Annotated in this window: 12 protein-coding genes; 3 read left to right on the top strand and 9 right to left on the bottom strand. The window is 53.7% G+C overall.

Features of this window, described 5'->3' with window-relative positions:
* Positions 1 to 20 precede the first annotated feature (20 nt).
* The 9 genes from ACTH3S_RS08220 to ACTH3S_RS08180 all read right to left on the bottom strand — a co-directional run bounded on the left by ACTH3S_RS08220 (position 21) and on the right by ACTH3S_RS08180 (position 7,923).
* Positions 21 to 998 (bottom strand): alpha-ketoacid dehydrogenase subunit beta, encoded by a 978-nt coding sequence (locus tag ACTH3S_RS08220; protein WP_441808530.1) that lies wholly within the window; start codon positions 996 to 998, stop codon positions 21 to 23.
* A 1-nt stretch (position 999) separates the two neighbouring features.
* A complete protein-coding gene (locus ACTH3S_RS08215; RefSeq protein ID WP_441808529.1) occupies positions 1,000 to 2,184 on the bottom strand; it encodes a thiamine pyrophosphate-dependent dehydrogenase E1 component subunit alpha in 1,185 nt (394 codons plus the stop codon).
* 328 nt (positions 2,185 to 2,512) lie between these two features.
* Positions 2,513 to 3,037, bottom strand: coding sequence for a cytochrome C (locus tag ACTH3S_RS08210; RefSeq protein WP_441808528.1), 525 nt, complete (start codon positions 3,035 to 3,037; stop codon positions 2,513 to 2,515).
* Between the two features lie 11 nt (positions 3,038 to 3,048).
* The gene (locus ACTH3S_RS08205; protein ID WP_441808527.1) at positions 3,049 to 3,570 is read right to left on the bottom strand and encodes a methylamine dehydrogenase light chain; all 522 of its coding nucleotides are present in this window, start codon (positions 3,568 to 3,570) and stop codon (positions 3,049 to 3,051) included.
* Positions 3,571 to 3,587: 17 nt separating this feature from the next.
* Positions 3,588 to 4,199: a methylamine dehydrogenase accessory protein MauD gene (gene mauD, locus ACTH3S_RS08200; protein ID WP_441808526.1), complete on the bottom strand. Its 612-nt coding sequence runs from the start codon at positions 4,197 to 4,199 to the stop codon at positions 3,588 to 3,590.
* A gap of 1 nt (position 4,200) precedes the next feature.
* Complete coding sequence (locus ACTH3S_RS08195) at positions 4,201 to 4,740, bottom strand: MauE/DoxX family redox-associated membrane protein (RefSeq protein WP_441808525.1); 540 nt, start codon at positions 4,738 to 4,740, stop codon at positions 4,201 to 4,203.
* 11 nt (positions 4,741 to 4,751) lie between these two features.
* Positions 4,752 to 5,891, bottom strand: coding sequence for an amine dehydrogenase large subunit (locus ACTH3S_RS08190; RefSeq protein ID WP_441808524.1), 1,140 nt, complete (start codon positions 5,889 to 5,891; stop codon positions 4,752 to 4,754).
* 109 nt (positions 5,892 to 6,000) lie between these two features.
* Positions 6,001 to 7,410 (bottom strand): aldehyde dehydrogenase family protein, encoded by a 1,410-nt coding sequence (locus ACTH3S_RS08185; protein ID WP_441808523.1) that lies wholly within the window; start codon positions 7,408 to 7,410, stop codon positions 6,001 to 6,003.
* Between the two features lie 66 nt (positions 7,411 to 7,476).
* The gene (locus ACTH3S_RS08180) at positions 7,477 to 7,923 is read right to left on the bottom strand and encodes a hypothetical protein (RefSeq protein ID WP_441808522.1); all 447 of its coding nucleotides are present in this window, start codon (positions 7,921 to 7,923) and stop codon (positions 7,477 to 7,479) included.
* Between the two features lie 210 nt (positions 7,924 to 8,133).
* Between ACTH3S_RS08180 and feaR the strand changes: the two genes are divergently transcribed.
* The 3 genes from feaR (at position 8,134) to ACTH3S_RS08165 (ending at position 12,380) form a co-directional block, all read left to right on the top strand.
* A complete protein-coding gene (gene feaR / locus ACTH3S_RS08175; RefSeq protein ID WP_441808521.1) occupies positions 8,134 to 9,201 on the top strand; it encodes a transcriptional regulator FeaR in 1,068 nt (355 codons plus the stop codon).
* 153 nt (positions 9,202 to 9,354) lie between these two features.
* Complete coding sequence (locus ACTH3S_RS08170; RefSeq protein WP_441808520.1) at positions 9,355 to 11,967, top strand: DUF2339 domain-containing protein; 2,613 nt, start codon at positions 9,355 to 9,357, stop codon at positions 11,965 to 11,967.
* Between the two features lie 29 nt (positions 11,968 to 11,996).
* Positions 11,997 to 12,380 carry a DUF2750 domain-containing protein gene (locus tag ACTH3S_RS08165; RefSeq protein WP_441808519.1) on the top strand — a complete coding sequence of 128 codons (384 nt, stop codon included), beginning with the start codon at positions 11,997 to 11,999 and terminating at the stop codon, positions 12,378 to 12,380.
* Positions 12,381 to 12,504 lie beyond the last annotated feature (124 nt).

Here is a 12,504-nt window from a genome sequence, read left to right as displayed (position 1 = left end):
TCTCCTGTCCGGATATCCGCTTAGAATTCGACGCTTTCCCGAATGGCCTCATAGACCTTCAGGTGGTTGGGGAAGTGCTCTTTTTCCAGTACCAGCGGGAAGGGTGTATCCATGCCGGTAACCCGCGCGATCGGCGATTCCAGATAAAGGAAGCAACGCTCCTGAATAGTGGCGGCTATTTCTCCGGCGAAGCCGCCGGTTAGAGGCGCTTCGTGGGTGATAACCAAACGCCCGGTTTTAAGCACCGATTCGGCGACGGTTTCCACATCCCAAGGCAGGATTGTGCGCAGATCAATCACCTCGCAGGAGAAGCCTTCTTTCTCCGCCATCTCGACGGCTTTGTCTATCACTTCCATCTGAGCGCCCCAGCCCAGCACGGTTATATCGGTGCCTTCTTTCAGGACTTCGGCTTCGCCCAGAGGTAACTGATATTCGCCTTCTGGTACCTCGCCTGTGGAGGCGCGATACAAGCGCTTTGGCTCAAAAAACAGGGTAGGGTTTGGGTCGTTAATGGAAGCCAGCAGTAGCCCTTTTGCTTGGTGAGGGTTGCGAGGCACCACAATTTTTAAGCCCGGCGTGTGAGCGAAATAGGCTTCGGGGGACTGGGAGTGGTAAAGGCCACCGGCTATGCCGCCGCCGTAGGGCGCGCGAATGGTTAAACCACCCACATTGAACAGGTTGCCTGAGCGGTAGCGGAATTTCGCAGACTCGTTAACGATTTGATCGAAAGCGGGGAAAATGTAGTCCGCAAATTGGATCTCCGCTACGGGGAATGAGCCTTGAGCTGCCAAGCCGTTGGCAAACCCGATAATGCCCTGTTCCACCAATGGTGTGTTGAAGCAGCGATCTTTGCCGTATTTCTGTTGCAGATTGCTGGTGGCGCGGAATACGCCACCAAAAATACCGACATCCTCACCAAAACACAGAACGCGATCATTGGTAGCCATTGAGATATCAAGGGCATCGTTGATGGCCTGCAGCATGTTCATCTTCGCCATGTTATGCCCCTCCCTCAACGTGTGCGGCCGACTTTGGATACTCGCCCGGGTACTTGCGAATGTGCGCTTTGAGCTTTTCGAATTGCGCGTTCAGCATCGGGGGTACCTCGTCGTATACATCCGTCACCAGAGATTCCAGCGGTGGTGGTGGCAGCTTCTGGGCTCGTTTCATGGTTTCGAGCACTTCGCGGCGCAGGCGTTCCTGCAACTCTTTCTCTTCGCCTTCGCTCCACCACTTACGCTTCATGAGCCAGTTTTGCATGCGCAGAATAGGATCTTTCTCGCGCCAAATTGATTCCTCGTCTTTGCTGCGATACCCGGACGGATCGTCGGATGAAGAGTGCGCCGCCAAGCGGTACGTCATGGCTTCGATCAGAACCGGGCGGTTCTCTTCCACTGCCAGTTTTCGGGCGGCCTCTGTGGCCTGGTAAACCGCCAGAATATCGTTGCCGTCTACACGAATGGTGTCCATTTTGTAGCCAAACCCCCGGGGTGCTATGCCATCGGCGGCAAACTGTTCAACGGCGGGAGTTGAGATGGCGTAGCCGTTGTTGCGGCAGAAGAAAATAGCGGGTACGCGGTGCACCGCCGCCATGTTAAGGCCGGCGTGGAAGTCACCTTCCGAGGCCGCGCCTTCGCCAAAATAGACCACGGTGCAGTGCCCGTCACCGGCCATTTTCTGGCCGTAGGCATAACCGGTGGCTTGGGGAATCTGGGTGGCCAGAGGCGACGAGATGGTCATGTAATTGAGCTTGCTGGAACCATAATGAACCGGCATCTGACGGCCTTTGCCGTAGTCCTTCTCATTGCCAAACAGCTGGTTCATAAATTCGTCAATGGTGAAGCCGCGGTAGGCCAGCGCACCTTGCTCGCGGTACTGGGCCATGATCATATCGGCATCGTCCAGCGCGGCGGTGCAGCCGATAACGGAAGCTTCCTCGCCGGTGCACTGCATGTAGAAACTCAGGCGGCCTTGGCGCTGGGCACCAAGCATGCGCTCATCCAGTACGCGAGTGGTAACCATCGCGTGGTAGATTCGCAGGGCCTTCTCTTTGTCGATATCAGGAGCTTTGCCGCCTTTGTAGAGCGAGCCGTCCTGTTTCAGCAGTTTAAATGTTGGAACGCGATATTCTGCACCGTCTGTAAAGACGGGGGTGTAAACAGTTTTGGACTTTGTTGTTGTCATAATCCTCTTCCTGGGGTGATGGCTTGAGGAACGCAATGCCCCTTGTGAGGGCTTCGTTAGTTTACGGAGCCTTGTTCTACCTGCCGGTGTTTTGCCAAAGTATAGAACGCTTTATGCAACCTTGCCGGCGCAGACAGTGGTGCTCCTTTTGCCAGCCCTAATGGGTCGGGTAAGACCTTTTAATGCTTGGCAAAGTTGACCTTAACGTAAAGTGCTGGGTTTGGGTAGTGCCTGTTGGGAGGAGGTTTCGGTCTGTTGGCGCTAAAGTGAAAAACGCGATTCAAAGCGTGATTGCGCCAGGAACCGCGTTGAAAGGGTGTGAGGGTTATTAAGGAATAACGTTTTCGGGGATGTCTATGTTGAGATCTCTGATCTGTTCAATGAGATTTAATCGATACCCAGGCAGGTCTTTAATCATTTTGTCCCTGTAGGCTTCGACTTCTTTACCTGTATAAGGTTTGAAGCCTTTTGGTGCACTGCCTCCGGCAATCCCGTCGTCTTTCAATATCCAGTTGAGCAGCTCAGCCAGCTGCGAGTCACTAAGTGCAGATTGCGAAGAACCTGGAACCCGTATGAGGAACTCCCGGCCTCCTTTCACCTTCAAGAAGTTTCCGACAAAGTCTTGCATCATTGGAATATCGCTACGAGGGGCGCCTTCGCCGTTTGTCAGATGACAACCCAAACATTGCAGCTGATAGTTCACCGCCGGTGAATAATTGGCCTGGTGTATGGGTGTTTGTCGCGCCTCGTTACCAGGCGCTGGCCTTTGCTTGGGATCAGGAATAACCCGTGCCTCCCCCGAAGGGGAGACGACGATCAGGGTTAACGCCAAAACACAGAATATTGAGCGCATTGCTATGCTCCTCAGGATGCCACGCCCCGTATAACGGCTACTGTGCAGTTGTAAACGCTACTGTCGGTGCCAAGACACCAGTTAATATCGTTGTTGTTGAAGGGCCTGTACATGGGCTCTTCGCTGTCGTTGCGTGTGCACGCGCATTGAGCGCAGCTGTGCTTGCCGCAACAGTCGTTGTAAGAAATGATGTAATCGATTCCGTCGGCCGGGTTACGGCAGGTGCCAACCCAGGTGACCGTGGAGGACTCTGTTCCTGGCGGACAGGTGGTAACCGAGCCCCCGCAGCAACTGCACAAAAAACCGTCAACAGAACAGTAGCGCCAGTAATCGCAGCTGGTGGGATCACCCGGGTCGCCGGCTGATGGTGATCCAGCAGCAAGTGCTTTACTGGTTCTGTCGATAGGAAGAAGGGCTGGCGCAGCCACGCCTACAGCCAAAAATGACCCAAATTTTGCGATGAACTGGCGCCGCCCTGTGGTATTGGCTACGTGGCGTGAGGAGCGTTCAAAAAAGCGATCAAGAAATTTCATTTAATTGTTCTCCGTAATCAGGATGGCGTGTGAATACCTGGTGATTCAGACTGAGCCTTGATGTAGTCCTGAAGAGTTGATGAACCCAGCAGCTCGGTTTCAAAAAGGCTATCCAGATGCTCCCTGGAGTTCACCAGGCCCTTGGCCTTGAGGGTGCCGGCCTGATCAATCAGCGCCGCGTACGGCAGCTTGCCAATCTGGTAGGTCATGCCAATTTCCGGGCTCACCACATAGGTGGACTTTTCGAGACCCGCATCGGCAATAAGCTTGTCGTGCTCGGCGGCATCGCCATCACTCACGTAAACAACATCCAGATCTTTAACCGATCGGCTGATGGCTTTGATCGCAGGTATTAACGATTTACAGATTGGGCATGTGGGTGAAAGGAAAAAGAGCAGGGTGGTTCTCTCACCGGCATAGCCAATATTAACCGGGCGCCCGAAGCGGTCCGCCGCTGTCACTTGTGGCGCGGGTTGCCCAACCTCAACGCCCTTATCGAGCATGAGTGCGCCGGCGGGGGCGATTCTCGAATGCAAAACGCCTATTTGGCGAATAAGGCCAAGAAGCACCAAAGAACTGGCTATCAAAAGCAGCCAAAGCAGAATGTTTGAAACGATGAGTGCTTGCATCTTATTTTTCTCCTGACAAATTTAGTAGTAGCGGCCTGTTGGCCAGCCAGAGATCTGTAGCTGTATAAAGCAGAACCAGGACGGTTCCTGCTGCGATCATGACGAAGTTATCGTGCAGGCTCAGGGGCCGTTCGAGCATGGGCAACAGAGCCCCAAAGGCAATGACTGCGAGCAACAAGTTGCGAGCGAGCAGCGCCGGCTGCAGGGGCTGGCGCATTGCCGGGCCGGAGCATCCGCAATCGATGTCTTTGCGGCCACGGGCCAGATTAATGGCGATAGCCAGTGCGTAGAGGGCAATCAGCAAAAGCGCCAGAACGCCTGCGTAAGGCCTGCTGGTGCTCCATAGCAGGCCAGCGGCAATCGCAAGTTCTGCAACCGGCAGAGCCCGTGCTGCGGTTGGCACCATTGGCCCTGGAATCAGCTCATATTCGTGCACCTGGCGTCGAAACCAGCTGGGGTGCCTGAGTTTGTGGCTTGCGGCGCTGGCGAATATAACAGCCAGCGCCAGAGCAGCCGATGTACTGACAATAGGGTCTATCATCACGTCACCTCTCAGTGGTTCAGTATCAGCGTCGGCGTTTTGGTAACGCCGTCCATTGTGCCGTTGTGCTCGCCGGTGGAAAGATCGAAAATTTCCAGCCCGCCTTCAATGTTTGCGCCCAGCAGAAGCGGCTTGTCATCGGAGGTGGCGTTCAGGCTCCAGATAAGGTTCGGCGACTGCAGGGTTCCGAGCCTTTCGCCGGTTTTCAGATCAAACTCCCAGATAATCTGGCTGGGGTCTTCCCAGTTATAGGCTTCGTGGTCTGGGTGCATCAGCACGTAAAGGCGATTCAGGCCTGGTGCCGCAGTCAGTAGCTGCCAACCACCTGGTGCCCAGCCTTCAGCTCGTTCTTCTTCGGTGACCAGGGACCAGCGGGGTAATACTTTCGGCTCTTCTCCAGACAGGTCAACGGGCACAACTTCACCTAATGTGGTTACAAAATAATAGGTCTCGTCAACGACCGTTGCTCTTTCGACTAGCTTCACTTTATCCGGGTCAAAAAAAGTAGTCTTGCTGCGGTCTACTTCTTTGCCGTTGTCGTCCAGCGTAATCAACTGAAGCGACCCGTCGCCGCAGAGGGAGGCAAACCGTCGTTCACCGACCGGGTAGTTCAGAATGCAGCCATTGATCGCGATCTCGTTAACCATCTCTTGTTTGGTGGTATCGACAACCGTCACAGTCGTAGAGGGCGTGAAGTTGTAAATATAGACAAACTTGTCATCACTACTGGTTGCCAACGAAAAGCGCTCCGTTAGTGTAAAGGCGCGCTCGCTCGAAACTTCCAGCTCCCATTTAGGTGATAGGGTCTGGCTGTCCCAGGCGGTTAGCACATCGGTGCGCTCTCCGCGCACATAGCGAGTGAAAAAGAAGTCAGCGGTAAAAATGGTTTTCCTGTCCCGGGAAAGCGTCGCCGGGGCGGCGTGCCCCGTGGGTATCATTCCAAGGTATTTCTGTTTGTCGGGGTCGATGACAACGACCCGAGTAGAAACCATGTTGTTGAACTCAAAGTCCACCATATAGCTTCGATGATCGTCCGGCATTGGTAACTTGGTGCTGCCAACGGTTTCATTGGGCAGGCGCGCGTTTGCTGTTGCAGCAATAAGGCTGGACGCGACCACCAGGCAACACGCCAGTTTTTTAGGTAGATGCATCAGTAAAATCCTCAATGTTTGTTTTTCTGGTGTAGGGGCGCGATGGCTCATTGCCGATCACGCGCCTGATTGGTTACCGGTTTCAATGTCCGCTTGAAGCCGTCTGTTTTTATTTCTTTATGCTGATTACCCGGCTCTGGGTGACTGCTTTCAGCCCTTCAATGCCAAATTCAACGCCGTAGCCGGATGCTTTGTTGCCTCCAAAAGGAACCATGGGGTGAATCGCGCCGTGTTGATTGATCCACACAGTCCCGGCTTCCAGCCGGGTTGCCAGTTCGCTTGCATCAGTTGCGTTGTCTGCCCATAAGGAGGCGCCCAGGCCAGCCTCAAGCCGGTTTGCACAACCGATGGCATCCTCCAGTTCGCTATATCGAATGATGGGCAGCGCAGGACCAAACTGTTCTTCATCGACCAGCCGTTGGCCGTCTTTGATATTGCCAACCAGGGTAAGGGGCAGGAAATAGCCTTTGTTTGGCACGTCGCCAAACTCACGTATGTCGCAACCCCCTGATCGGGCGTCCGAGATGAGTTCTTTGACCTTTTCAAACTGCATGTTGTTCTGAAGTGGCCCAATCAGTACTGATTCGTCCATGCCGTCACCCAGCTTCATCTGGCTTGCAATGGCGCTGAGCTCAGACATAACCGCTTCATAATCGTCGTCATGAACATAGAGCCGCTTAATGCAGGCACAGGTCTGCCCCATGTTCAGGAAGGCACCCCAGAACAAGTCCATGGCAATCGCTTTTATGTCCGTTCCGGGCATCACGATGGCCGCATCGTTACCGCCCAGTTCCAGAGTGATAGGTGACAAATTCCGGGCCGAGGCTTCGATAATACGGCGCCCGGTGGCTTCACTGCCGGTGAACATGATCTTGTTAGTATCCGGGTGATGGGTAAGCTTGCTGCCAATGGCCCCATCCCCGGTAACGGTATTGAGCACGCCTGCTGGAAGCGCCTGGTTGATCAAACGCACCATTTCCAGGGTTGCAATAGGCGTGTACTCGGAAGGCTTCAAGACAACCGTGTTGCCCATTCGGATGGCAGGAATGATCTGCCAGATGGCAATCATCAACGGCCAGTTCCATGGCACGATGGCTGCCACAACCCCCAGGGGTACGCGATGCAGCGTGTCTTTGCGCTCGTCGTCCTCGTACACAACCTCTGGAGCCAGCTTCAGGCTCGCCGGAACTTGAGTCCATCCAACGCAGGCCTGCATTTCAAACCGTGAGCCAGGGCCAGACAACGGCTTACCCTGCTCCCGGGTAATTAATTCAGCCAGGTATTCGGAATTTTCCTCCAAAATCTGAGCAATCTTCTGGACGGTTTCACACCGTTCCTGATCACTTCGTTCTGCCCAACTCTTTTGAGCATCTACCGCCGATTGAACCGCGCGATCCACTTCCTGTTCATCGCTCTCAGGCGCGAAACCCAGAGATTGCCCATTGGCAGGATTAAAGATTTCATAGTGACTGGCCGGCTCGGTAAGCGTTCCGTCCACGGTGTTCTGGTAAGTCTGCATGTCGTTGGTCTCCAACAATTGTTAACCGATGTCGCTCGGGGCAAGTGGTCTAGCCTGTCGTTGTCATCAGAAGGAAATAACCGCCATTATTTGAGCGTAGGTATTCAGATCGTTGTCCTGGAACTGACTGCCGCCGTTAGCTGCGCGCTTTTCCGGCTTGAAGAAGCCAATAAGGGGGCTCAAGAATACGTGATCGTTGATGGCCCACTCGGCATAGAGATCAATCTCCTGGCTGTCCAGAGAGCCGCTTCCCCGTGCGGTGTCGCTGAAGTCAAAAAACAAAGCGCCGACGGCGACAGTGGGGGCCGGGTAAGCTTTTACGCCAACGTGAAGAACATCTGTATCACTGTTAAAGGGTCCGGCGTAGTTGGCCGCGATTTCGCCTTGAAACCAGGTGCCGTAGCCGCGGTTAAAGCCGAAAAATAGTGGGTCGAAATCTTCATCGAATGTTGAATAGCGTATGTTGACACTGGGCGACCATGCCTGCTGATCAAAGCTCCACCCGGCTTCCATATACCAGGCGTCGGCGTCTTAGCTGTGTGGTCTGGTGCATCGTTTAGCCTTCTTGTTTTATGTTTGAGGCGGCATTTGGGGGGAGCGCAGGGCTGCCGCTCGCCTTTGTGACATCGAGTGCCACTGTGACTGCTATGTTTATCAATTAATCTCGCCTTATGCTTTCTCGTTGATGCCAGAAGGTTTCGTTACTGCGCCAACGGGCGAAAAGTGCCGTTTAGACCTGACACTTTTTTTATAGCAGTTGTTGTGAGTTTGTATCGAAATGGAAGTGCCGGTTCCCGGAGAGCCATCTTGACTTTTGTTTGTTTTTTGGTCATTTTCTTTGAAAGTAATAATAAGCAAAAGCAAGAGGTCATAAGCGTGTCGTCATACACTAGTGGGACTCATGATTTCGACAAATGGCTCAGCAATATCAATGATATATGCGGGCCTTTTTTGGCGAGCCCGCTGGGTGGCAGGTTTTCAGGATCTGTCGAGAAAGTTGGTGGATCGCTCAATATGTCTAAGGTGAGTATCCAGGGTGCAGATCTCTACCGAACGCCCAAAGAGATACAAAAAAGCGGGATTCCGGACTTTTTTTGTGTTTTTCAGATTCGGGGGCGCTCATTGGTTGAGCAAGTGGGGAACCGCTCGTCTCTCGTGGCTGGAGATATTGTTCTTGTGGATTCGGCGCTACCGTTTCGCTTTTCATTTCAGGAATCTTCGCAGCAGATATCACTTATACTGCCTCGTCAGATTGTTGAGCGGATATTGAACCTCAGCAAGGTTGAGCTTGGCGTCAAAATCTCCGCTGACTCTCACATTGCCCGTTTTGCCAGCAAGCTGGTAATTGAAGCATCCCTACATGAAAACCTGGATTTGGAAGAAGGGGCCGCGATTCTCGATTCCCTGGCGACTCTGATAAAGCCGTCGGTTTTGAAAAGTGTTCGCAGTAACGACCCGTACGATAAGGTATTCAGAGCCGCGTCTGAGTTTGTGAAAGACAATATTGGTGAGCCTGGCCTGAATGCCCCTATGGTTGCTAGCAACATTGGGGTATCCGTGCGAAGTCTTTATCGTGCTTTCTCTGGCGATTCGATCACCTTGTCAGAGTATGTGAAAACTCAGCGCCTGGAGATGTGTGTCGATTACATCAAGGCTCACAACGGGAAGTTGAACCTTACCGAGGTTGTGTATAAGTATGGCTTTGGCAGTCCCAGCTATTTCTCGACTGCGTTTAAAGGCCGGTATGGAATGACCCCCTCTGACTTCAAAAAATGTTGCGCGGCAAGCTGACGTTGTCGGACGTCTGATTGTAATTTCATGTCCTTTTGCCAGATATTGACGCTCTCATTTTGTAGATGAGCATTGTCTTCGGAGACTATAAACTGCACATTGCACCAGCGATCGACACTGCACTTGACTGGATTCACGAAAAGGAAAAAGGACTTGGACGTTCAACTTATTGTTCTCGCTGCAGGCCTAGTACTGTTCATCCCTGTCGGCTCTATTCTTGGCGTTATAGCCTTTCGGCAACGGCATCAATATTCCTCTCGAATTGAATCGCTCGGTCGTGAAGTTTCGGAGCTACGGCGGGAAGTGGAAGCTTTCAGACGTTCCGGGGTGGCGGGCGCCCGGTTGCCGCTTGAATCTCAGGATGAACCGGTAGATTCTGATTACGTTCAATCGACTGGGTTGAAGCCTGAGCCAGAGTCCGCTCCTACCTTCCCCATAGCGGCGAATGCGTTGGTTGAAGAGCCGCCGGTAGACTCCAATGATTGGGACGAACCTGCCAAAGCCACCCGGGATTACTCCCGCTTCAGTCGAGCGTTGAAAGAAAACTGGATGGTTTGGCTGGGTGGCCTGAGTGTAGCGCTAGCCGGTATTTTCATGGTGAGCCACTCTATTAACGCGGGTTTGATTGGCCCTATGCAGCAAATGCTGCTTGCCCTAGCTACAGGCTTTGCCCTGCATGGGGGCGCGGAGTATCTGCGCCGGCGCCATATGAGCACAGACCAAGTGTTTGCTGCGCTGGCTGGCGGCGGCAGTATTACTTTGTACGCGGCATTGCTTGCCGGTGTTCACCATTACCAATTGATCGGCCCAGTCGTCGGGTTAATCGCCTTGGCAGCTGTGTCATTAGCCACCATGGCGCTGGCGTTGGTTCACGGGCCGTTGCTGGCCATCATGGGTTTGAGCGGTGCTTATCTTGTGCCCCTGCTGATCGGTGGTGAAGGTGGCAGTGTCGCCTTTGTGCTTTCCTACAGTTTTGTGATTACCCTCAGCTCACTTCTGTTGATGCGTTACGTGTTCCGTGACTGGTTGTGGTACGCCACCTTGGCCGGCGCGTTGCTGTGGTGGGCCGTTACTGTGGTTGCAGCGCCTGCTGCCATGGCAACCGCCTGTTATCTCGCTGCGCTGTTTGTGGCTTTTGCCTTCTTGCCGGGCCGTGGGCAGGCGGCACCTTCGCGATTGCGAGAGGCCTTCTTGCCGTTATTAGCCGTCTGGGGTTTGTCGATTGCTCAACAGTCTGGTGACAATTCAATGCTGTGGAGTTGGCTGCTCATTCTGCCTGCTGCTTCCTTGATCCCTCAAAGCCGGGGAGCGTTGTGGTTTTTGCCCTGGGGCGCAGTTTTAGCAAGCGCCGCAGGCTGGCTGCTTTACATGGGCCGAATGGATGGCGATTTGGTGTATTTTTCACAAATACCTCTGGGCCAGCAGGCGGGCTTTGTAAGTTACCTTATTGCCGCAGCCATCATCACCACAGGCCTTGGCTTATGGTTGTGGGGCCGCCACACAGACCAGCGACGCTGGGCCTCGCTAACGTTGCTTTCACCGATGGTGTGGCTGGTGCTTGGCTGGCTTTTGTTGCACGGCTATGGTGAAACATCGGTTGTGTGGGCTGTTGCCACCTTGCTGGCTGGGGCTGTTTACGGCGTGTTGGCCTGGCGAATGGAGGGGCATCCACGCTACGGAAATGGCGTGGTTTGGGCTTTGCTGGCTGCGCACGTTAGCTACTCGCTGGCCACGGTTATGGCCTTTCGTGAAGCCTCGCTTACCTTGGCCTTGTCTGTTCAGTTTGTCAGCCTTACCTGGTTAGCACGGCGCTATCAGATGCCCGAGCTGCACCTGCTTCTGAAAGTCGTGTTGGCACTGGTTGTTGCCAGACTCACCTTCAACCCTTGGCTGCAGGGCTACGATACCAGTGTTCATTGGTCGCTGTGGACTTATGGCGGCGCTACTGTGCTGGCAGCCGTTGCAACAAAACTCGCCGAAAAAGGCCATTCGATCCGGCCCTGGCTGGAAGGTGCAACCCTGCACCTGCTGGTGTTGTTCCTGGGCACCGAGCTGCGATATTGGTTGTACGACGGCGATATCTTCGTTCACGAATACAGTCTCATTGAAGCCACAATGAACACGCTTCTATGGGGTGCGCTGAGTGTGACCTATGCGGTTCGGGCTAAAGCGAGCCAGTCGCTGGCTTGGCTCTATCGGTTGTTCTCGTGGGTGCTGCTGGCGCTTTCCAGCTTGAGCTATCTTACGCTGCTCACCCTGCACAACCCCTGGTGGGGTGACAGTGTTATTAGCGCCACGCCCATCTTCAATATGCTGCTTCCGGCCTTCGGCGGCCCGGTGATTCTGGCGCTTGTGATCAGCCGGTTCCCCGAGATTGCGCCTCGGCTGTGGTCGTTGTGTGTTGCGGCTGCGGGCTTTCTGCTGTTCACTGCGCTGGAGATTCGTCAGCTATGGCAAGGCAGCGACATGGCGCTGTGGTATGGCATGACAGAGGGCGAGCTGTATAGCTATTCAGTTGTTGGCATGCTGTACGCCATCGCCGCTATTATCTATTCCACAGTGTATTCGGCAAAAGGCGGCCAAGTGGTGTTGTATAAGGCAGGCATGGCCTTGCTGGGCATCGTGATTGGCAAGATTTTTCTGATCGATATGGCTGGCCTGCAAGGGTTTTGGCGGGTCGCTGCCTTTATGGGGCTTGGGCTTGCCCTATTGGGCCTTGCTTGGGTATATCGAAAAGCGCAACGTGCAAGTATTCAGGCTCCGTGAGCCTCATTTATTAAACAGAGAATTGGATTATGAGTGATGAGCAGTTAACGAGTGTGCTCGAATTGAGCGGCGAAGAGCGATACGACTACTTCTTGAGCGAAGTGTTGGAAGAGCGGGAGATCTGGATACTGATCAATTCCGAGAACCGGTTCCTATCAATCGTGTCAGAAGAGGATGGCGTGGCCCATCTACCGGTCTGGCCCAGCTCGGAATTTGCGGTTGCATACGCTAAAGGTGCGGATGATTTAACTGCGAAAAGCATTTCTCTGCCAGATTTCTTCAAGAAATGGGTGCCGGGCCTGTCGAAAGACGGGTTGCATGTTGGCGTGTTCCCGGGCCTTGATAAAACCGTGTGGGTAACCGAGCCAGACGAACTGAAAAAAGACCTGCAGGATGAGCTGTCGGGCTTTTAGGGTGCTATGGTTTAGGTGGTCAGTAAATAGCCTGGTCAGTTAACGGTCACATTTGTCGAACGCCCGTTTTAACAGGCCCGAGCATGCTTGTCCCGCGCCTTTTCACAAAGTTATCCACAGATTC

The sequence above is a fragment of the Marinobacter sp. genome (assembly GCF_052094685.1).
GTDB lineage: Bacteria > Pseudomonadota > Gammaproteobacteria > Pseudomonadales > Oleiphilaceae > Marinobacter.
Note: the sequence above shows the minus strand (reverse complement) of the source record. Positions and strands in the feature narration are given on the sequence as shown.